Origin of the sequence: Paenibacillus sp. FSL R10-2748, assembly GCF_038005565.1 — a bacterium.
GTDB classification, from domain to species: domain Bacteria; phylum Bacillota; class Bacilli; order Paenibacillales; family Paenibacillaceae; genus Paenibacillus; species Paenibacillus polymyxa_B.
Window position 1 is genome coordinate 562,731 of record NZ_JBBOTK010000003.1, and the last position, 22,539, is coordinate 585,269.

Below are 22,539 nucleotides of genomic sequence, written 5' to 3' on the forward strand. Positions count from 1 at the left end.
CAACGGAGGATTTTGCAAAATTCAATGAGTGACCTACCAAAAGGCTGAGTACGGCAAGGTGGGCAGCATTGAATTTTGCAAAATCCCGAATATTAAGGAGGTTCTTTGGTGTATCAGAAATGGCAGTATTGGAATACGGCTTCTCGAAAATGGTTATGGATTTTGGTGGCTGTCGGCTTGCTGGCTTCCATTCCGGTCATCGCCGATCGTGTGAAGACAGAATCCTCGAGTAAAAAAGTAGAGATTGTATTCGATTATCGGGATTTGACGGAGGCAGCCTCGTATCAGGCTCACCCGCAGGACTATCTGAATGAGCAACTTGACCGCTTACAGCAAGCGGGTGTGAACAGCATGGCTATGTATGAAAGTACGTTGGATGATTTCCGTAAAGCGGGTCGCGTCGTAACCTATACGACTCAGAACGTTGCCGATATGGAAAAACGGCTTTCACCTGCAAATGAGAATTTTACGTATATTGTTTTCGCTGATAAAGAAAATGCCGAGGCATTAAAGCCGTTAATTTTACGTACGTTTACAAGCCTGGACATCAATGTAAAACCTTGGACTTATCAGGGACAGGAAGGGTTAGTTGTGGAAACATCTCCAGAGGATGCGTATCTCAAGCCCATGCAGCCTGACCCGATTGCGATGAAGCAGCTTCGGAGCAAAGGATTTTTTATTGTTCCACGGATGAGCGACAGTCTTCCTTACAACCAGGAGTTGACGGAAGAGATGCTTGCTTCCTTTCAGCAGAATGGTGTAAAACGCATTTTGTTTGAAGGTGATTCAGTCAAAGGCTTCACTGATAACGAGAAAGAGCATAGCTTGGCGGCATTTGCTAAATTGCTGAACAAATACGATATTGGCCTAGCTGCTATCGAAAACTTAAAAAAACCGCAAGCAGGCTTCAATAAGCTCGCTTACGATATCCACTATAACGTTGTGCGTTTATACTCATTGAGCGATAAAGATTCAACGCTCGATGTGGAAACGTTGGCCGATCGTTTTGCATTGGCTACCAAGGATCGTAATATTCGCATGTTGTATCTGAATACCGCGCCTAGCCGTAGTATTGCTGAAGCCAAGGTGAAGGATTCGGTAGATAACCTAATCCACAGCTTGGACAAGCCGGGTAACGCTGTACAACGGATGGAGAAAAAGGGGTTTGAACTTGGACAGGCTGAACCGTTCCAAGTCGTCGATTCGTCCATTCAGCGCTATCTGAAAATGATTGTCGTACTGGGTGCACTGGCATTCTTCTCCATTATGGTGTCCTATTTCGTCCCGGCATTGACTTTGCTGGCATTTTCACTCGGTTTGGTAGGTTCAGCAGGACTTTATGTTTTGAACTCCAGCTTGATGGAGCAAGGTCTAGCCCTACTCGCGGCGATTAGCGGACCTACGGTTGCAATGATTATCGCCGTGCGTACGATTAGAATTAAACGTGAACAGGGGTCCGAACTTTCTGTAGGTCAGCGTTTGATTCAAACGCTTATACTGTACGTACAGACAGCGATTTTGTCGCTGGCTGCAGTGCCTTTTGTTATTGCTCTGTTGAATAGTATTGCTTACAGCCTTGTGCTGAACCAATTTAGAGGTGTAAGCTTGCTTCACATTCTGCCGATCTTCTTAGCAGCGATATATATTTTCTTTTATCGTGGTGTTTCTATACGGGAGGAAATTTCCAAGCTGCTACGTACGCCGATTACTGTATTGTGGGTGATCGCACTGGCTGTTATCGCAGCCGCAGGCTATTACTATTTGACTCGTACCGGAAATGCGGGTACGGTGTCGAACACGGAGCTGGTTTTCCGGAACTTCCTTGAAAATGCGTTTGGTGTACGTCCGCGCAATAAGGAATTTTTGATGGCTCACCCACTGTTTATTGCAGGGGCGTTCCTGGCTTTGAAATATCGCAAAGCAATCTATTTACTGATTATAGCTGCTATTGGCCAAGCCTCTATGGTGGATACCTTTGCTCACATTCACTCTCCAGCGGCACTGTCGCTTAGTCGCGGGCTGTTAGGATTGGGCTTCGGTCTGGTGCTGGGAATCATCGCAATTGTCGTGTGGCAAGTGCTGGAAGGGTGTTGGAAGAAATGGTCACCACAGCTCAAACGATAATCATCTCGGGTTATTACGGCTTTCGCAATAGTGGAGATGAGGCGGTGCTCAAGTCGATTTTGACAGCTTTAGAGGAGGAGAGTCGTCAGGCGGGGATTACAATCAAGCCTGTTGTTCTGTCTTCTGACCCCGCCTGGACACAGAAAATGTACGGGGTAGAAGCTGTAGAGCGGATGAGTCTGGGGGAAGTTCGTAGAGCGATTAAAAACAGCGATGGGCTAATAAGTGGCGGCGGGAGTTTGCTCCAGGATGCAACAAGCCCTAAAAGCATTCCGTATTATCTGGCGATTCTGAAACTGGCCCAATGGGCTGGAAAGCCGACGTTTGTATATGCTCAGGGCATTGGTCCGGTACAACGGAAGATATTTTATCCTATGATCCGTTCTGTGTTTCAGCGCTGTGAATATGTTTCTGTAAGAGATGAGCAATCTGCCGCACTGCTGGGTACTATGAAACTGAAGCGCCCGGTTGTCGAAGTTGTTCCTGATCCGGTAATGGGGCTTCCATTGCCCCCGGGTTCCGAGCTGCATAAAGCAGCATTTGAGACTGATATGGATAAACTTCCGATCGTTGGCGTATCTGTACGTTATTGGGATAAGGAACGTCGCGATTTAACGGCTATTGCGGACGGCTTAAAAAGATTAGCTGCTGAGCGCCGTGTACACTTACGCTTTTTACCTTTCCATCTGCCTGATGACGAGCAGGCTTCAAGGATGGTAATGGATTTGTTGGGGGATATTAGGGGGACGGGGAGCCTTGTCAGCATGTGTGATCAAGTCACCGATCCTCAACAGATGCTTTTGGAAGTCAGCCGTTGCAGTTTGATGATCGGGATGCGATTACACAGCTTGATCTATGCAGCATCCCACCAGGTGCCTCCGTTGGGGATATCCTACGATCCTAAAATTGACCATTTCCTCAGCCGTGTCGGTAGCCAGCCTGTAGGCACTACAGAGGCACTGGATGGACAAAAACTGGCTAATGAGTCTATGCGGTTGCTAGATCAGCGAAGTCAATGGATCGAGAGCCAGGGAGCGGCCATTGCTTTGTTAAAAAGTGAGGCTCGCTTACCGGCACAGCATATCGTTAATTACTTGTGTCGCAAAGGATGATGGATACAGTGACAGTTGATAAGGTTACGAATGTGCCTACCGTCCCGATTTTCGGTGTTCCGGTATCAAGGCTTAATATGAAAGATACATTAAATATATTAATTCAAGCAGTGGAGTCTCGCCAGCCCCATCAAGTGATCACTGCCAATCCGATTATGGTAATGGCTGCATTGGAAGATCCAGTGTACATGAACGTGATGAAACAGGCAGAGTTGATTGTTCCGGATGGGACTGGCGTGGTCTGGGCTGCAAACTATGTAGGACATCCTGTACCTGAGCGGGTAGCGGGCTTTGACTTGTTACATGAATTACTTGCAGCTGGAGAAAACTATCATTGGAAGGTTTATTTACTGGGATCAACATCTGAGGTGATTCAAGCGACCGCAAAGCGGGTACATGAGCTTTATCCCGCAATTACGGTTTGTGGCAAGCGTGATGGTTTTTTTGGACCTAAAGAGGATGAAGCCGTGATTGCAGCCATTCGTGAAGCAAATCCTGATTTGTTGTTTGTAGCACGTGGAGCGGACACGCAGGAACCCTGGATTGGTAAATATAAGGAACAGCTGGGTGTACCGGTGATGATGGGGGTTGGCGGTAGCTTCGATGTTATATCAGGCAGAACCAAACGCGCACCTAAATTGTTTCAAAAGCTACGGGCTGAATGGTTATATAGACTCCTCAAAGAGCCAAGCCGTTACAAAAGAATGCTTGCGCTGCCGAAATTCGCCGCGAAAGTGATGCGCGAAAAAGAAAACGTCACAAAAGTGTGATAAATAGCTTGAATCTGCCTACAAAACCCGCTAATTTGCCAGAATATGAAGCTTGGTATTTATTTTTGATCAGAGTATAATTCAATGCGGTTACATCTGAAAAGGGATTGCTTTAAAATTGGGGGTCGAATGATCAAATGTTATTGATCTATATTATTGGGTTCATCATGGCACTGGGACTTGCGCTGTTACTGACACCGCTCGTCAAGAAATTCGCTGTGAAGGTTGGAGCCGTCGATGTACCGAATGCCCGAAAAGTACATACCCGAATTATGCCGCGTCTTGGCGGACTGGGGATTTTCTTGGCATTTCTGTTGTCCTTATTGGCGGTGTTACCTTTTGTGCCTGACGGAATGCTGTCCTCTCGGGATATTAACTTTATTGCAGCCTTTCTGATTGGTGGTACGCTGATTACACTGATTGGTGCTCTCGATGATCGTTTTGATCTCAATGCAAAATTGAAATTTTTGGCTCAAATTGCCGTTGCGTGTATGGTCGTGTTTGCTTTTGATATTCGTGTAGATTTTGTAAATGTACCTTTTCAGGATGCATACTCATCTTTGGAAAGCTGGATTTCCATTCCGCTTACGATTTTTTGGATCGTAGGTGTAACGAATGCCATCAATTTGATTGACGGTCTGGATGGACTGGCTGCAGGTGTCTCAGGAATTGCGATTGGAACTATCTTTGTGATGTCGGTACTGATGGGCAATTACATGGTAGCTATGCTTTGTCTTGTGCTGCTGGGCAGTATTATCGGATTCTTATTTTTTAACTTTCATCCTGCGAAGATATTCATGGGTGATACAGGGTCATTATTTTTAGGTTTCTCTCTGGCCATGCTATCCATGCTTGGTTTCAAGCAAATTGCTATCGTATCTTTTATTACGCCATTGATTATTATCGGTGTACCTTTGTCAGATACATTCTTTGCTATCATTCGTCGCAAGTTGCAGAAAAAACCGATTTTCTCTCCGGATAAAGGTCATTTGCATCACTGCTTACGCGAACTAGGTTTCAGTCACAGACAGACGGTGTTGATTATCTACGGTATTGCTGCATTTTTCGGTGTATTGGCGGTGATTCAATCGTCTGCTGCGCTTAATGAAGCGAACTGGGTCACCTTTGTCGTGATTTGTATTATGATGTTCTTCCTACAGATCGGTGCAGAGGTTATTGGTCTTGTTGGCAAAACCAAACGCCCAGTTATTAATACACTGATTCGGTTGCTGGCTAAGCCAGATTCCCAAACACGTTCGAAATTATAATTTTAATTTAAAAGTAAGCCTTCAAGCTTGGCGGTATACCGCGGGTTTGAAGGCTTTTTTGATGTTTGCTGTAAAAAAACTCCCTCCTTTTTTGAGAATTTACTAATTTTTTGTATGTTTACTACCGATAAAAAAAGTATTGAATGATTACGTACCCCAAGGTGCGACAGAATCAAAGGAGGACAATGATTTGAAACGATTGCTATCCATGTTGCTGACGGTTGGTCTCATCATTGGCTTGGTGCCGGCGGCCCTGGTAGGTACGGCTCATGCTGCGACGGGAACTTATTTTATTTTTCCAAGTGAAAAATATGATGTGGATTCGGCTAGAATGGTAAACACTGACCGAGTTACAGTTAACGGTACGATTAACGGAGTGAACGGAAGTACTATATCTTATAGTGTATTCCAACTCTCTAAAAATGGAACAAACCTTAACGTGGTTAATAAGAACGAGAGTCAAAAAGGCGGAATTACGGTCAGTGGCTCTACGCTTAAAGTTACAGACATTAAACTGTTTCCTGGTTTGAACCGGATTACATTTCAAAGCAGCCAAAATTCGGCTGATATGAAGGACTCCATTTACATTGAGTATCAAGATGGGCCTAAGCTTTATGATCTATCTGCTACGCTGAATGGTGCAACCGAGCAGTTGCTAGAGAATCAGACAGCAGTGCTGACAGACGCACGCAATAGCGGTACGGATGATGTAAAAGTAGTCATTCAAGGTACGGCTCCTAATGCTGACAGTGTAACGCTCACGTCTGCAAAAAGCAGTAATACGTATACAGTTAACTCTTATACCGCATATAAATTAACAGGTAGTGTGGTACTCAGTCCAGGTAAAAATATAGTGACTATTAAAGTGGGCAACGGGACTCAGGCCCTCACAGTTACACGTGAAATTACGATTTATACGGGTAAACCGGAATTCTCTGATTTGACCTTGAACAAGGATGGGAATGTTTCTGCCGATCTGACCACTTCGCCTGACTTTACTGTATCGTCTACAAGTGGTGTGGTTTTAAAAGGTAACGTTTTGGTACCAGCTGGTGCGACCGATCCAGGAGTGGCCACAATCAATGCACGTTTTACCGATGTGAGTAACAATGGTAGTGCTGTGGGTAGTGCGACTGGGGTTGATGCTACAATTGATACTGCAAATATAGTTACATCAAATGGCTATAAAGTATATCCATTTCAGGTGACTGTACCTTCGGAAGCTGTACTTGATCATTTGACCAGGGCATCCCTGGGCATAACTTATACGGATAGCAGTACACCTCCAGCTCCATCGGCTGTCCAATTTACATTGCGCAGTAGCACTCAGCCGTATATTGATGATGTTAACTATCTTCCTGATTTTAATACTCAATTGTTGAACAGAATTAATGGAAGCGGGTCTGATCAGGCAGCTGCTCTAGATGAAGCTATGAAATTAACAGGTAGCTCTATGAAGAACAAGACTACAGATGCTGCATCTGTACCTGTAGGTATGGAGTTTATCGTTGTTAATGGTGCACCTTCTTCAATTAGTGAGCTTTCCGGAGTAGCGGTTCATACTGTAGGGCAGCCTCAAGATGTAATTCGTACAATTAATGGTAAGTCAACGCAAGTGAAGAAAATTGTTGCTTATGTAGACACTTTGCCTAAAGAAGGACAAAATGTACTGAATTTTTATCTGAATGGTGACTCGACTAAGTTAATTAAAGCAACAGTGAATCTGTTGCAGGGTCCGTTCATGAAATACGATACGATTTATGATGGGCAACAAATTCCGTTGAATACATCCAGCTCAAACTTGAATACCTATAAATTGACTCAGCTGGGCAACTTTAAAGGTAAATTACTTGATGTGAGTAACGCAGCAGATATTCATTACACTGGAAGTAACCGAAATGTATTCCTGTATGTTAATAATGTATTGGTTGATTTGGATGGTTCAGGAGCGGACTTCAAGCTTGCTGCTTCCTCAGAGACAGCCGCAGCCAATGCCTTGGCGAACGGGAATAATGAAATCAAGTTTGTATACAAGCCAGGTATTGAGTATAGCAATACGGTAAAAGTAAACTTTACACAGACGAATATTCCAGTAATTCCTGTTCCAAACACACAAGGAATCATCCCTTTTACGCCAGTTAGCGGCTTGAGCAATACGCCGAAATATAGCGAAATTGCTCCGAAATCAAAAGATGCTAATTTCACCAAAGTGGATGACACCAACTACAATACATCCCTGAAAAATATCAATGTATTTGGTACTTTCAGTATTGCTGATTTGGGTAAAGCAGATCAGGTAAATGGTTCGTTAAGTGATATTGCTAATAAAGATCAATATATTTTGGAGATTAAGGGATCGGATGACAGTGAAGTCAACTGGACGCTGAGTAACGAGTTTTTCTCAGCAGAAGATGCTAAGACAACATACAATTCCGGTTCTACTACAGATAAATTTACAAATAAAGATTTAAAAGACCTGCTTGTGTACTACCATCCGGACAAAAAGTATTTCAGCTTTGTGTTGAAAAACCAAACTATTTCGCAAGATGGAACACCAGTAGCTTATAACATTACCTTGTACAATAGCGGCAAGAGCGGACCATTTGCTACTTTCCGACTGCAAGTATCCGGTCAATCCACATCTTTTGATATTTTGCGTCCGCTCCCTGAAAAGAGAATCGTGAATCAAAACTTTGTGCAAGTTGTTGTAAACGCAGGTAATGCAGATAGTGTTACGGTAGGTAAAGAAACAGCAGTTCAAGAGGGATTCGACTCTGATTATGATGGTACCATTGATTATCCATCTACTTACAAAGCCATCGTTACAGGTCTAAAAGCCAACAAAGATAATAAAATTGACGTAGTGGTTACTGTAGGCAAAGAAAAATTGAAACAGACCATTACTGTTAAATATGTGCCTACTAATATTCCTGGTGAGCAGTACATGGAAGCGATGAAAACATCGCACAAAGTGTTCGATGGCAATCTTACACTTGCTTTTGCAAAGGGAACGAGTCTGATTCGTCGGGATTACGATCAACCGCAACAGTTCAAAAACCAGGTTTTCTCTGGTCACACTTTGTACTTTGCAATAGCAAATAGCGAAGATGGTGTGGTCGATCGTCATGAATTTGAAACCGAAAAAGCATTGTCGGATATGCAGAGCTTGATTGCAGATGGAAGTAGATACTTTAACAGAGAATTCCCAAATCGTTTTACCAAGTCAAGTCCAGTATTCTGGATTGACCCAGGTACAGCAGATGACATTAAAACAGATGATTACGATCCGGTAACTTATGGTGCCGATCCTTATCAATTGGCTAACAAGTCGCAAAATGACAGTAGCAAGATTAAAAACTTCTACTGGCGTGATCCTTCTAATGAATTAGTACCATCCAAGCGTGCAACATTAACTTTGACGTATGATAACAGTATCGCTCAGGATGCAGGGAAACAAATGACGGTGTTCTATTTTGATTCTGATCTTAAAGATTGGCAGAACATTGGTGGTGTGGTGGATCCGAAAAAACATACCATTAAGGTACCGTTTGATCGTTTCGGTTACTATGTAGTTGCTAAAGTTGGAGAAACGTATAGTGATGTCATTAAGCATAAATACGCCAGAGATTACATCGAAGCCATCTTGGCTAAAGGTGTTATGAACCCAATGGATCCGATTAATAGCTTTGGACCAGACAGCTACATTAAAAGAGGCGAATTTACGTCTATGATCGTCAAAGGTCTGCAAATTCCGCTTAATTTCAGCGGAGCGAAGCATTTCGACGACGTGTCTATTCCAAATACGATATCAGCAGATGCGCTCTATGATTATCGTTATATTGAAACAGCTGCACGCGCCGGTATTGTCAAAGGTTCGCAACCAAGAATCTTTATGCCGGAAGATGTAATCACACGCCAAGATGCAGCAGTCATTATTGCCAAGGCATTGAATTTGAAGCTGGAAACAGATCATGACAAGATCATGAAGAACCTGTCTAAGACCTTTAAAGATGCGGACAAGATTGATTACTATGCGCAAGCATCTATATTGGCTATTGCCAAAAAAGGCTTTATCACAGGGTCACCTGTGGATGCAAGCGATCTGAAAAAGGGATATATGTTTAATCCTACTTCCTTGACCTTGCGCGGAGATGCAGCGATTATTGTAGCTAAAGTTATGGCTGATAAAAAGCTGCTTCCTAAAATCTAATCAACAAAACACCTGAAATTATTAAACATCCCTCCATGCGAAATGGTAATTCCCTTTCATATACATGAGAGGGATGTTTTTTATAAATCAGCTATTTGACTGGGATTAAGGGCCTATGCCATAATATCAATGAGGTAAAAATTGTGGATTAGCCTTACAATGTTTTTGGTTTTGGATTTGGCTTAAACGTCTGTAATTAATTGCTTTTTTTTAAGTATTTATCTCAAAATGTGTTTATTATTTTTCTATATGTTTTTTTTGCACATTTATCTGAAACTTTACGCCTATTTCATCGTAGTAGAGGATGTGTGTGTTTTAATATTACATAGAGAAGTGAGTGGGGAGTGATGAGATGTCTCAGTTTTCAATACGCCGTCCTGTAACAGTATTTATGTTAATTATTGCTTTGTTAATCGGGGGCGGTATTTTTGCGTTAAGACTTCCTGTAGAGCAAATGCCGGATATGAAGCTGCCATTCGCTGCAGTGGTGACTAGTATTCCAAATGCAACGCCTACAGAAGTTGAGGAATTGGTTACTAAACCTATTGAGAAAAGTCTGGCTTCTATTGAGAACGTGGACACAATCATGTCCGAGTCTTCAGAAGGAACATCTATGGTCATGATTCAATTTAACTGGGGAGTAGATATCAATCAAGCAACCCTCGACATGCGAGATAAAGTTGATGGGGTTAAAGGGTCTCTTCCCAAGGCGGCTAATTCGCCGCGTGTCCTTAAGGTGGATCTCAACGCAACGCCGGTTATTACGCTCTCTCTTACAGGAGACCAGGATATTAACAAGTTGAAGCCTATTGCTGAAGATATTATTGAGCCGCGGCTTGAAAGAATTGCGGGAGTAGCTGCAGCCAACATGTCAGGTGGGCAAGCTCGGCTTGTGAAGATTACTGTAGACCAAGCCAAACTTCAAAGCTATGGCATTACGCTAGATCAAATCAGCCAAGCGCTATCGTCTAATAACGTAGCGGGTTCTGCTGGTTCGGTGTACCGAGGTAATACAGAAATCCAACTTCGGGTTCAAGGTGAATACAAAGCTGTTTCAGAAATGGGTGAAACGCCAATTCCAGTAGGGAAGGGAAGCATTAAGCTAAAGGACATCGCGACAGTTGAAGATTCCTTGGATGATGTTACAACCATTTCTACCTATAACGGAAAGCCAAGTATCAATATTTCTGTTACTAAAGCCACAGGGGGGAATACCCTTTCAATCGCCGATTCTGTAAAGGATAGTTTAGATTCGATACGGAAGGAATTGCCTCCGGGAACTCAATTGGAGATGGTAACAGATGCATCCAAACCGATTAGCGACTCCGTACACTCACTAGTAGAGCATGCTATATTGGGACTTATTATCGCAGCTATTGTGTTGCTGTTATTTTTGAATAGTATACGTTCTACCATTATTGCTACTATCGTTATTCCAATTTCCTTCGTAGCTACGTTTATGATGATGTATTTCACCGGACAAACCATTAATATTATTTCACTGAGCGGTTTGCTTCTGGGGTTAGGATCCTTTGTCGATTTTGCGGTTGTTATTATTGAGAATATTTTTAGACAGCGACATGAAGGGAAAAGCATGCTACAAGGGGCTATTGATGGCTCCAAGCAGGTGGGTAATGCCGTTATGGCATCTGCACTTGCGCAGATCGTAGTATTTTTACCAGTTGTTTTTGTTGACGGAATTGCGGGAGTTCTATTTAAACCGTTGGCGTTAACAGTTATTTTCTCTCACATTGCAGCCTTGCTTGTATCCCTTATGATTGTGCCGATGCTGGGATCACGTTGGCTACCTACCGTGCCAGATGAATCCATTTATTCTTCAGGTACTTATAAGGGTGTTAACCCTATTGTGTGGTTTAATATTGGTTTCGAGAAATTTAAGAGTGGGTATCGCCGTATACTGAAGTGGGGAATTAACCATAGAAAATCTGTGTTAATTATTACTTTATTAATGTTTGTGGCAGCTGGGGCTCTAGTTCCTTTCGTTAAGGCTGAATTTATCCCAGCATCCGATACTGGGGAATTCACAATTAATGTGAAACTTCCTAATGGAACGGTCTTGGAAGAAACGGAAAAGGTTGTTCAAGATATAGAAAAAGAAATTTTGAAAGTTCCGGATCTAGATAAAATGACAGTGACTGTTGGTTCTGGTGGCAATTCTGGTTATTCAGGGGCAGCTCCAACCAACTCAGCAGATCTAAGTGTAACACTGAAGGATGGACATCAGGCAACAGATGTTATAGTTGATGGCCTTCGTAAAAAATTTGATAGCATTCCAGATGCAGAGATTACAATGGCGTCTACAACAGGCCTTTCAAGCGGAGCGGCTGTTAATATTAACTTAAAAGGTGACGATATTGACGTCCTGAGAGAACTCTCGGACAATCTCGTTGCGGACGTAAAAAACATACCGGGTACGGTCAATGTGAAAAGTACCTTGAGTGCTGTTCGCGAAGAATATGAGATTACCGTTAATCGTGAACTTGCAAGTCGATATGGCTTATCAGCGACCCAAATCTTATCTGCAGTGAATACTTCTTTTAATGGATCAGTCGCCACAAGCTATCGTACAGGTGAAGATCAGATTGATGTGAAGATATCGTTGCCAGAGAAAAACCGCCATGATTTGTCAAATCTAAAAGCCTTACGGATCACCACTTCGCAAGGTATTGATGTACCTTTGTCTTCCGTAGTAAGTATTGATAAACGGACTGTACCCGATACTGTTACTCGTGAAGACCAAACGCGTCAAGTGCAGATTACAGCTGATATTGATGGAACAGGGGATATTCTTACTATTAATCAAAAAATAGATGCTCTATTGAAGACTACTCACTTCCCAGAGGGCTACAGTGCAGATACGGGTGGCGGCCAAAATGAACAAATGATGGAGTCTTTCATGAACTTAGCGATAGCTATTTTGCTATCTGTCGTGCTCATTTATATGGTTATGGCAGGACAGTTCGAATCGTTGCTCACACCGTTTGTTATTATGTTTTCCGTTCCACCTACGGTAATTGGTGTGCTTATCGGTTTAGCTGTAACCGGGGCGAGTCTCAGCGTTTCAGCTTTGACAGGTTACATCATGCTCGTCGGTTTGGTCGTCAACAATGCCATTGTTATGATTGACTTTATAATTCAGCTCCGAAAAGACGGCCAAGATCGGGATGAAGCTATTATTCATGGAGCGTCTGAGCGGTTGCGTCCGATTTTGATGACCACGCTGGCTACTGTACTAGCTTTGCTCCCAATGGCATTTGCTACAGGCAGTGGTAACGAGACACAAGCACCGATGGCAGTTGTTGTTGTGTTCGGGTTATCCTTCGCAGCTGTTATTACATTGATTCTTATTCCGGTAGTCTACGTCATCATGGATAATATGATAGAAAAACGTAAGAATCGGAAATTAAAAAGACAAGCGAAGAGAGAATTAAAAAAAGAAGCGAAACTACAAAAAAGTGTTCATATATAAGGTGAGGTGGAGAAACATAATGAATAAAAAAAGTGCTCTGATTGCTACAACTTTGCTTTTATCAGTTGCATTAGCGGGTTGCGGTGGGGGGGAGGCCCCCGCCGCTCCAACTGCGGCGCAGCAGGCCATTCCGGTCCAAGTGGCAAAAGTGACCAAAGGTAGTATTAACGATTCAACAGGTATTATTGGAAGCTTTGCTCCTAAAGAGACGGCTCAGGTGTCTCCGAAAATTAGTGGCAAAATTCAAAGCATTAACCTTACAGTGGGGCAAAAAGTAAATAAGGGCGACACATTGTTTACTATAGACCAAAAGGACTTGCGGGACTCGATTAAGCAATCCCAGGAATCGTACCAGGTTGCCCTGGCCAATTTAAAGCAGGCTGAGTCTGGCGCAGCGCAATCGGTGCAACAGGCAGAGTCCAGCGTGGATCAAGCGAAAAGTGCGCTTGTACAGCAAGACAACACTATCACCCAAGCTCAGACCAGTCTGGTCGATGCTCAGAGTTCCGTGCGTGATGCTCAAAATACGCTCAATCGCAACCAACAGTTGTTTAGTGCGGGCGCTCTATCTCAATCCGAGTTAGAGCAGTCTCAAATAGCGCATAGAAGAGCTTTGACTGCGGTGGAGAATGCACAGATCACACTTCACAATGCGCAAACGTCCAAGGAAAGTGCACAAACAACATATAGCAATGCTCAAAAATCATTACGTCTTGCACAACAGAAAACCGGCATTGACGTAGCTCGTGCTTCTGTCAATCAAGCTAAGTCCAGTTTAGACACAGCACGTAGTCAACTGGTGGATGCTGTAGTCAAAGCTCCGATTTCCGGCACGATATCGGTAGTAACAGGAACCCAGGGGCAAATGGTTAGTGCACAATCCGCGGTTGCTACAATAGCGAATACCAATCCTATTATTGCTAAAGTTAACGTTTCTGAATCTGAGCTTCTTAAGTTGCAGGTGGGTTCATCTGTGACTGTAGGTGTGGACTCCTTAGATAAGCGAATTGAGGCCAGAGTATCGGCCGTCAATCCGGTAATGGATAATGATCTCAAGGCATATCCTGTCGAGATTTCGGTTCCTAATGGTTCAGGTGAATTAAAATCAGGGATGGTTGTAACTGTATACATGAAATCAGAAGCTCCTAAAAACATTTTGGTATCGCAGGATGCCATTACGGAGCAGGCAGGAAAAAAGTATGCTTATGTAGTGGAAGGAACAGTGGCTAAGCGGGTAGAGGTGCAGACAGGCCAGGAAAGTGCCAAACAGATTGAGGTAACCAAGGGGCTTGCTGAAGGACAAAATGTTGTCGTTAAGGGCGTTAGTCTGCTTACGGATGGCGCGAAGATTAATGTAGTGAAGTAATTTGTCTCGGTTATATTTACCGTAAATCACTGTTACTCCGTCATTCCTACTACTTAAAGTGTATTAGAGTATTAGATTTCAAGGGAATCTATAGACTTTATGTGCTTTATATATTCTATGGATAATTCTTAGCGAATATACTCCATTAAAGACCGACTTAAATGTACGAAAATAATCCTTGTACATTTAAGGTTGATAAGGTAAAAGTTGTAGGATGACGGAGGAACAGGTTCAATAGTATAATTATTACTGTGGGAAGCGGAATACATAATCAAAAAAAATAAAAAAATTTTTTTTGAAACAGACGCAACTTTTTGAACCCATGCTACGTCTAATTGGGTGAGTATGAAACAAAGGGGTACAAAAGCGTAAAGACAAAATTCGCTAAAAAAAATCTTTACTGCATTGTTATCACATTGTATAATACTGGAGTACGTCATAAATGGACGCTTTCTTTCAACTAGATTCCAAGCTTCTGTGATATTGTCACAGATATCATTTTATAAGGGTTCTCATAAAGCTCGGAAAGGAGGTGTAACGACTGATGAGTGACAAGATCCGACAAAAAGACAAAAATAATATTTCTGGTTATATTCAAGGAGGAGAAAAAAAGGTTATGACAAAGTTTAACAAAAAAATGATCAACGTGCTGGCAACAGCAACATTGGTTGCTGGTGTTGCAGCTCCAATCGCAGCATTGACTGCACCAACTGCAATCCATGCAGCTTCTAGCTATTCTGCTGTTAATACTCCTAGTATTGGTTCGAGCCAAACTACTAACACTACTCTGGGTAGAGTGAAAGTTAACGTAAGCCAAGCTTCTGTTGGCAAAAATGAATCTTTCACAGTTACATTGCCTAAAGGTTTTGAATTCGCTACTGCTCCTGGTGTTGTCCCTACTGCTATTGATTCTACTTATGGTTTGGGTGTTTACATTGATCCAGGCGATAACAATGATGATGCTGCAGCTCGTGCAGAAACTGGATACGTTCCGGGTGAAGGTTTGACTGTAGAGAAGCTCACTAATAACTCTGCAAGAGTGACTTTCAACTTTACTAACTCTAAAGATAGCGTTGATCTTTACCTGAACTTTGGTAAAATTAATGTTAACGGACCTAGCAATGGACCTGTAAAAGCTACTTTTGATGCAGCTTCTGCAAGTGGTTTCACTAGCGGTGAAGCAACAATTGCAAACGTAGTTTCTTCCGGTCAAGTATCTTTGTCTGCTGCTGATACAGTATCCAGTGAAGAAAACTTTACTGCAACTTTGAAAGTTAAAGAAGAAACAGCTGGTTCTTTGGGTAATAGCAACATTAAGTTGAAATTGCCTAGTGGTTTCAAATGGGATTCCGCTCCTAAAAGCCCAGCCACTATTTTGTTTACTTCTAAGACAGACAAAGCAATTCAACCATCAGATGTGAACTACTCTACTGATGGCGATACGCTTACTTTGTCTTTGAAAAAAGTAAGTGACGACCAAACATCTTTCCAATTGCCTGTAGGATTCTATGTTGATGATGAAAACAGTGCAAAAGAAGGCGACGTTACAGTTAGTATCTCTGGTAATGCAACAACTGATGTTAGCTCCCTCGTAGTTGGTAGCTATGGTCAAATCGGTGGTGGCGTTTCCGTTGCTACTCCATCAACAATTCTTGCTGGTCATGATGAGCAAAAAATTGGTGATGTTACAATTAAAGAAACTGTTGCTGGTTCTTTCGTAAAAGGACGTACTGTAACTTTGCGTCTGCCTGAAGGTGCTCGTTGGCAGTCAACTTTTGAAAGCAATAACCCAGGAAGCAACTTCTCCGGTTCTATGGAGAACACTAACGGTTTGGGTGGAGCAGAGGTTTCCTATACTGACTCTGACAAACGTACTTTGAAATTGACTTTCAACAACGCTAACAGCACAACTGATGCTGGTAGTCTGAAATTGAAAAACGTTGAAGTTGCTACGCAACCAGGTTTCTCTGGCGATCTGAACGTTGATGTTGCTGGTAGCCAAGGTCTGAGCGGTACTGTTAAGGTTGCAACTGTGAAACAAGCAGTTACTCTGGCTGCTGCTTCCAAACCAACCCTGACAATCGGTCTGGGCGACCAACAAGTTGGCGATATCACAATCACTGAAGCTGCTAAAGAAGCTTTCGTTAAGAAAGACGGTAGCCGTGAAGTAATCTTGGAATTGCCAACAGGCGTACGTTTTGCTTCTACTCCAGAAGTAAAAGTTACAGCTGGTGACGTTAAAGTGAAGAGCGTATCTACTGATACTTACGGCGAAAGCAACAAAGGCCGTCTGAGCTTCTACATCGATAGCGAAAGTGCTACTCCAAGTACAATCACAATCTCGGCTCCTAAGCTGACTGTTGACCGTACTGTAGCTCAAGGCGACATCGTTGCTAAGCTGAAAGGTAGCGCAGTTTCTTACACTGCTTACAAAGGCGCAACTGACAACACTCAAAACTGGAAAGACAACAACACTGCAGCTGCTGAAGTAGCAATCGCAACTGTTGGAACTCCAGCTCCAGGTGCTACTAAAACTAAAGCTGTCTTCACACTGGGAAGCACTTCCTACACTGTGAACGGCGAAAGTAAAACTTCTGATGTAGCTGCTTATGCTGAAAACGGACGCACTTACTTGCCAGTACGTTATGCAGCTGAAGCTTTGGGTGTATCCCCACAAAACATCCTGTTTGACAAAGCAACTTCCACAGTTACCCTGATTAAAGGTGACCGCGTTGCTCAAATCAAACTGAACACTAACCTGTTGACTGTTAACGGTTCTGTGATTCGTATGGACGTTAAAGCTGTAACTAACAAAAACCGTACTGTACTGCCTATCTTCTGGGTGAGCAGAGCGTTGGATGCATCCATCAACTATGATGCAACTGCTAAAACAGTAACTGTTGAAAACAACAACTAATTTAAGAGCAACTCTTTTGAGTTAACTGAATTAGATGAGAAGAGGGTTCCTTTTGGAGCCCTTTTCTTTTATTAGTCATATTGACAAAGGAGAGAAATTATGAAACGTTTTGGAGTGGCAGCACTTTCTACATTAGTTCTTTCTTCTGCATTTGCCAATTTTGCAGGAGCTCAAGCAGGTGATATAAAGGTTATTATTAACGGTGTAACTCAGCAATATACCCAGTCCCCAGTTGTTAGCCAAAATACAACCTTGGTGCCTCTTCGTGGTGTTTTTGAAAGCTTGGGTGCGAAAGTCGATTGGGACAGCAAAGCTAAAAAAGTAACTGCTTCTAAAAATGAAGATACATTGGCTTTGAATGTTGGTTCCAAGCTTGCTTATAAGAATAGTGCTCCTGTACAACTCGATGCGGCAACTCAAATTCAAAAGGGTCAAGTACTTGTTCCTTTACGTTTTGTGAGCCAATCATTAGGCGCCAAAGTAAATTGGGATCAAAGTACACGTACAATTACTATTTCAAACCAAGCAGATGGAATTACAACTGGCGAAGCCAATAGCTTGTCCAGTAAGCCTCTCGCAGCTCCTGTGACTCAAGTTACTTATGATACCTACTATAATGATTCTTTGACCTATAAGGATGCAGTTAAACTGGCCGTAGCTGATAGTACTTCAGTTAAAACAGCAGCAACGAATATCGATCAGGCTGGAAAAATCATGAAAGAAGCGGGCAAGGATATTAACTTTGTTCCAGCAGAAGCAGGTGATGAGGCTTCTGATAAAGCTTTCAAAGGTTATGCTCAAACGAACCTTAACTACGAGGCTGCTAAAAAGAACTTGGATATGACCAAAGAAGGTATTGAATATAACGTAAAGGATCTTTATAACAAGCTCCTTCAAAAGCAGAATGCCGTCAAGCTAGCTGCATTGAATATCGAAGATGCGGAGCGCAAGCTAAAAGTCGCACAAATTAAAAGAGATAATCAAATGTCGAGTGATTATGAGGTTACACAAGCAACCAATCAGTTGACTCAAAATCAAGCTGCTTTAGAGAAGGCTAAAAAGGACCTTGATAGTGCTTATGTGTCTTTGAACCAAGTGATTGGCTACAAACCAGAGCAACGTTATGAATTGAAGGATAAGCCTGTTTATTCTGAATTTAAAGATAATGTAGAGACAAAAGTAAGCCAAGTACTTACTAGTAGCACGGCCATTTGGCTGAGCGAGCAAAAAGTGGATTTAGCTGAATTGAGCCTGAAGCTCTACAATTTTAGTACGCCAGGAAACACACCTTACGAAGCTGAGCAACTTAATGTTGAAAAAGCTCAGTATGCAACAGAAGGCACAAAGAGACAACTCGAAGAAGCAGTAAGAACAATCTATAACAACATCAAAGCATTAGAAAGCCAGTACTCACAGATTCAAGCTGGTTTGGTGAGTGCAAGAAGTGCAGCTGATATGGCTAAGAAGCAGTTTGATGTTGGGTTGGCTACAGAGCTTCAGGTTTATGAAGCTAATTTGAAAGTGACTACTGCTGAGCAACAGGCTGAAGATATAGTTACAAATATTGATACTTTGAAGTTGGCTTTTGATAAGCCTTGGGCTATGCAGGGTTCTTCTGGAGCTAGCGCACAATAATTAAAGCTTAACCTATACTTGCTATAACCTGCTGTAGGAGGACTTCATGAAATCACGCTATAAAGTATCGTTGGCTGCTGTTTTACTTGGAGGAGGAATTGTTGCTGGCTCCTTAATGAACAATTCAGTTAATGGTGCCTCCAGTTCTGGACAACCTGGTACAGCTGATGATCCAGTCGTAACCAAAAGCTATGTCGACCAAAAAATTGCTCAGGCAATTAAAGGTGGAGTACCAGCAAGTAACACGAGTAGTAAAACGACTATTTCGAATGCTCCAGCAACAAATACTACTTCTAACACAACGGCGTCAGGAACTTCTAGTGCAGGAAAAACTTTCACACCAGAGCAGACAGAGGCTTTAAAGGTTGTTGATGTAAAGCCTGGTCAAAAACTGATTGCCAAAGCAGGCTCGGAATTTATTTTACGTAATGGTTATGCCGTTGTGTATAGTATGGATGCCAGTGGTGCTATTGATATTACTTCTGGAACGGAAATTGTTCATAATCAGGCTGTCGAGAAAAATCATTTATTATCGTTTCCTAGAGAAGGAAGAGGTATTCAAGTAAAAGAAGGTCAGAAGTTTGGTCTGGTCGTTATGGTACGAGGCGGTTATACTGTTCAGTAAACTGTTTTGTATATAAGCTGCTTTCGGTGGCTCTTTTTCTTAAATACTGCTTGGGATAGCAAATTGTTCTTGGCTAAGTTGAACCTAATCGCTGCACACTACCCCCATGAAAGACAATACGTTTAGTGGAGGGTGTATACGATGGCATCAAGAGGTCAAAGACGATTAATTCCTGAAAGCCGTGCCAGGTTAGATGATTTGAAGTATGAGATCGCTGCTGAATTTGGGCTGCCTGTTTATAATCCCCAATATGCACATATACAACCTAAGGCTGACAGTGAATTTGCTGCAGAATTGGGGGAGTTTGCGGGGAGCGAAAATGTAGCATGGCGTGATTTAACTTCAAGACAGAACGGTTCAGTTGGTGGTGAAATTACTAAGCGATTGATACAATCTGCTGAACGTAGCTTATCTGAATATGGTACATTGTAAATTGCAATAATTTTTACAGTTTTTGATTATATAGTAGCGTATAAACTGGGGTTATTTACATGTGAATCGAAAATGGTTTGCATGTAAACTTACCTCAATTTCGAAAGTTGTAATTGGGCTGTATGAATTGACACCTTGTTTTAAATAGGATATCATGGCATTTGAGGCTTGTACGCAACCTTTTCCTACCGGAAAAGGTTCATTTTTTATTAATCAGGTGTAACAAGATATCTCCCGCCATTTGTTGGCTTGAAGGTATCTGAATAATACCATTGCCATGTCAGGATTTTTTTATAAATCCTCATGTATTTTAATTGTGGGAGGTTGAAATTCATGTCTGTAAAAGGCCGTCATTTGTTCACGTCCGAGTCTGTAACAGAAGGCCATCCGGATAAAATCTGTGATCAGATATCCGATGCTGTATTGGACGCCTTTCTGGCTAATGACCCTAATGCACGGGTAGCATGTGAAGTATCGGTAGCTACTGGTCTCGTTCTTGTCATTGGTGAAATCAGCTCCAAATCGGAATACGTGGATATTCCATCCATTGTACGTAATACGATTAAGGAAATTGGCTATACACGTGCGAAATACGGTTTCGACTATAATACTTGCGCTGTATTGACTTCTTTGAATGAACAGTCGCCGGACATTGCTCAAGGGGTTAATGCTGCCTTGGAAAGCCGTGATCCTGCTGAAGTAGATAAAGAAACGGAAAACATTGGGGCTGGGGATCAAGGCTTGATGTTTGGTTTTGCTACGAACGAGACACCTGAGTTGATGCCTTTGCCTATCGCTATGTCTCACCGTATTGCACGACGCTTGTCTGAAGTACGTAAGGATGGAACACTGAATTACCTTCGTCCAGACGGTAAAACCCAAGTAACGGTAGAGTATGAAAATGGTAAACCTGTTCGTATTGATGCTATTGTGGTTTCTACGCAGCATGCTGAGGATACTACTTTGGAGCAAATTCAAGCAGACATCAAAGAAAAGGTTATTTTGCCAGTTGTCCCTGCCGAATTATTGGATGAGCAAACCAAGTATTACATTAATCCGACAGGACGCTTTGTTATCGGTGGCCCTCAAGGAGATGCAGGTCTGACAGGCCGTAAAATTATTGTGGATACGTATGGTGGTTATGCACGTCATGGCGGGGGAGCATTCTCCGGTAAAGATCCGACCAAAGTGGACCGTTCCGCTGCTTACGCTGCTCGTTATGTAGCGAAAAACCTCGTAGCAGCAGGATTGGCAGACAAAGTGGAAATTCAGCTTGCTTATGCCATCGGTGTAGCTACGCCTGTTTCGATTAACGTCGATACATACGGTACGGGTAAAGTGAGTGATGAGAAGCTGGTTGAATTGATCCGAAATAACTTTGATCTGCGCCCAACAGGCATTATTCGCATGTTGGATCTGCGTCGTCCAATTTATAAGCAAACTGCTGCCTACGGTCACTTTGGCCGTACAGATTTGGATGTACCATGGGAGAGCGTAGATAAAGCTGAAATTCTAAAAGAACAAGCGGGGCTGTAACTCCTCGTATGTTATCAAAATAAAAGTAATAACCCAAAAAGACTGTTTCATGCTTTGCATGAACAGTCTTTTTTTGATGTGTTTCACTGTTAAGTATGAATTTGCTTAGATGTACCGAATGCTGAGTGACTACTCGGATATCGGTGCATGGTCCAATAAATTTTTAAGTAAACGACAAACCTTTTGCAGTTCCTTGTACTGCTCCAAATACGCAAAAAGGGCTTTCAGGAGGCCTTTCTGAGGGTTCGATTTCAGAGCCTCTTCCTTTAAATGAGCGTAGATTTGCTGACACTCCTGTTTCTCCTCTGAACTCCACGAAGACAGCAGTATACTGTCTTCCAAGGAGTGGAGAAGGCTGTTAATTTGACGGCCTTGGTCAAAGGGATTACTTAGAGCACTTTCAGGCAACCAGCCTTGCTTGCTCCAGAACAAATGTGGAGCTGAATCAGCATTGTTCAGGCTGGTTGCCAAGGAACTGGATAAGAAGATGATAAACTGCGTTAGATGTTCAATCGTTTCATCATTCATCCGATCGGCAAAGAAGCGAATATATTCAAACACAATGCTTTTAAGTACAAAGGTCATATCCCATGCATGATCTTCAATGCTCGGTCCAAAAATATCAATCAGGCAGTCGCGAACCCATTTGTACAATTTGTATTCATGATTCTCGAACGCGTAATTGAGATGTTCATTCTGAAAAATAAGCATGGAAGGCTCAGGAAGATCCATCATGAGATACACTTTGTTTTCAACGAGATTTTTCAAGTAAAGTACAATAAAACCATGTAGTTTATCGTGCTTAGAAAGATCAGGTTTACTGTAGAGAGCCCGGATGTCTTGTTCAATGTTATTTTCCAGAATGATACACATTTCTAGAGGGAGTTCTTCTTTTCCTTGAAAATATTTATAGAAGGATGCCTTCGCCATCCCACTTTCTTTGGCGATTTCTTCAACAGATGTTGAATAATAGCCTTTTCTGGAGAACAGCCGAATGGCCGCCTGTAAAATATCATTTTTTTTACTTTCCATACATACTTCCCCCTAGGGACCG

13 protein-coding genes are annotated in these 22,539 nt (G+C 42.4%); 12 read left to right on the forward strand and 1 reads right to left on the reverse strand.

The features are described 5' to 3' along the window. Positions 1 to 108 precede the first annotated feature (108 nt). The 12 genes from NSS66_RS12530 to metK all read left to right on the forward strand — a co-directional run bounded on the left by NSS66_RS12530 (position 109) and on the right by metK (position 21,485). Positions 109 to 2,124: a DUF5693 family protein gene (locus tag NSS66_RS12530; protein ID WP_025724240.1), complete on the forward strand. Its 2,016-nt coding sequence runs from the start codon at positions 109 to 111 to the stop codon at positions 2,122 to 2,124. Further along, positions 2,100 to 3,236 carry a polysaccharide pyruvyl transferase CsaB gene (gene csaB, locus NSS66_RS12535; protein WP_340959038.1) on the forward strand — a complete coding sequence of 379 codons (1,137 nt, stop codon included), beginning with the start codon at positions 2,100 to 2,102 and terminating at the stop codon, positions 3,234 to 3,236. Before NSS66_RS12530 ends, csaB begins: the two co-directional genes overlap by 25 nt. Positions 3,237 to 3,244: 8 nt before the next feature. Then, positions 3,245 to 4,006, forward strand: coding sequence for a WecB/TagA/CpsF family glycosyltransferase (locus tag NSS66_RS12540; protein WP_023990693.1), 762 nt, complete (start codon positions 3,245 to 3,247; stop codon positions 4,004 to 4,006). A gap of 137 nt (positions 4,007 to 4,143) precedes the next feature. Next, positions 4,144 to 5,274 carry a glycosyltransferase family 4 protein gene (locus tag NSS66_RS12545; RefSeq protein WP_028542169.1) on the forward strand — a complete coding sequence of 377 codons (1,131 nt, stop codon included), beginning with the start codon at positions 4,144 to 4,146 and terminating at the stop codon, positions 5,272 to 5,274. Positions 5,275 to 5,464: 190 nt separating this feature from the next. Further along, complete coding sequence (locus tag NSS66_RS12550; RefSeq protein WP_071558134.1) at positions 5,465 to 9,484, forward strand: S-layer homology domain-containing protein; 4,020 nt, start codon at positions 5,465 to 5,467, stop codon at positions 9,482 to 9,484. 352 nt (positions 9,485 to 9,836) lie between these two features. After that, a complete protein-coding gene (locus NSS66_RS12555; protein ID WP_023990691.1) occupies positions 9,837 to 12,974 on the forward strand; it encodes an efflux RND transporter permease subunit in 3,138 nt (1,045 codons plus the stop codon). 19 nt (positions 12,975 to 12,993) lie between these two features. Further along, a complete protein-coding gene (locus NSS66_RS12560; RefSeq protein WP_279835465.1) occupies positions 12,994 to 14,340 on the forward strand; it encodes an efflux RND transporter periplasmic adaptor subunit in 1,347 nt (448 codons plus the stop codon). A gap of 544 nt (positions 14,341 to 14,884) precedes the next feature. Beyond that, positions 14,885 to 17,257 (forward strand): copper amine oxidase N-terminal domain-containing protein, encoded by a 2,373-nt coding sequence (locus tag NSS66_RS12565; protein WP_279835463.1) that lies wholly within the window; start codon positions 14,885 to 14,887, stop codon positions 17,255 to 17,257. 99 nt (positions 17,258 to 17,356) lie between these two features. After that, positions 17,357 to 18,892, forward strand: a complete 1,536-nt coding sequence (locus tag NSS66_RS12570) for a stalk domain-containing protein (RefSeq protein WP_340959042.1) — start codon at positions 17,357 to 17,359, stop codon at positions 18,890 to 18,892. A 46-nt stretch (positions 18,893 to 18,938) separates the two neighbouring features. After that, entirely contained in the window at positions 18,939 to 19,517 is a 579-nt protein-coding gene (locus NSS66_RS12575) for a hypothetical protein (RefSeq protein ID WP_023990687.1), read from the forward strand. A gap of 141 nt (positions 19,518 to 19,658) precedes the next feature. Then, positions 19,659 to 19,949, forward strand: a complete 291-nt coding sequence (locus tag NSS66_RS12580) for an alpha/beta-type small acid-soluble spore protein (protein ID WP_023990686.1) — start codon at positions 19,659 to 19,661, stop codon at positions 19,947 to 19,949. Between the two features lie 333 nt (positions 19,950 to 20,282). After that, positions 20,283 to 21,485 (forward strand): methionine adenosyltransferase, encoded by a 1,203-nt coding sequence (gene metK, locus NSS66_RS12585; protein ID WP_013312298.1) that lies wholly within the window; start codon positions 20,283 to 20,285, stop codon positions 21,483 to 21,485. Between the two features lie 129 nt (positions 21,486 to 21,614). On the opposite strand, the gene NSS66_RS12590 is transcribed toward metK, so the two are convergent. Continuing rightward, complete coding sequence (locus NSS66_RS12590; protein WP_028542162.1) at positions 21,615 to 22,517, reverse strand: TetR/AcrR family transcriptional regulator; 903 nt, start codon at positions 22,515 to 22,517, stop codon at positions 21,615 to 21,617. Positions 22,518 to 22,539 lie beyond the last annotated feature (22 nt).

Coding starts and splice junctions, on each gene's coding strand:
- csaB (WP_340959038.1), top strand. CDS start 2,100: ATGGTCACCACAGCTCAAACGATAATCATCTCGGGTTATTACGGCTTT.
- NSS66_RS12545 (WP_028542169.1), top strand. CDS start 4,144: ATGTTATTGATCTATATTATTGGGTTCATCATGGCACTGGGACTTGCG.
- NSS66_RS12555 (WP_023990691.1), top strand. CDS start 9,837: ATGTCTCAGTTTTCAATACGCCGTCCTGTAACAGTATTTATGTTAATT.
- NSS66_RS12560 (WP_279835465.1), top strand. CDS start 12,994: ATGAATAAAAAAAGTGCTCTGATTGCTACAACTTTGCTTTTATCAGTT.
- NSS66_RS12565 (WP_279835463.1), top strand. CDS start 14,885: ATGAGTGACAAGATCCGACAAAAAGACAAAAATAATATTTCTGGTTAT.
- NSS66_RS12570 (WP_340959042.1), top strand. CDS start 17,357: ATGAAACGTTTTGGAGTGGCAGCACTTTCTACATTAGTTCTTTCTTCT.
- NSS66_RS12575 (WP_023990687.1), top strand. CDS start 18,939: ATGAAATCACGCTATAAAGTATCGTTGGCTGCTGTTTTACTTGGAGGA.
- NSS66_RS12580 (WP_023990686.1), top strand. CDS start 19,659: ATGGCATCAAGAGGTCAAAGACGATTAATTCCTGAAAGCCGTGCCAGG.
- metK (WP_013312298.1), top strand. CDS start 20,283: ATGTCTGTAAAAGGCCGTCATTTGTTCACGTCCGAGTCTGTAACAGAA.
- NSS66_RS12590 (WP_028542162.1), bottom strand. CDS start 22,517: ATGGAAAGTAAAAAAAATGATATTTTACAGGCGGCCATTCGGCTGTTC.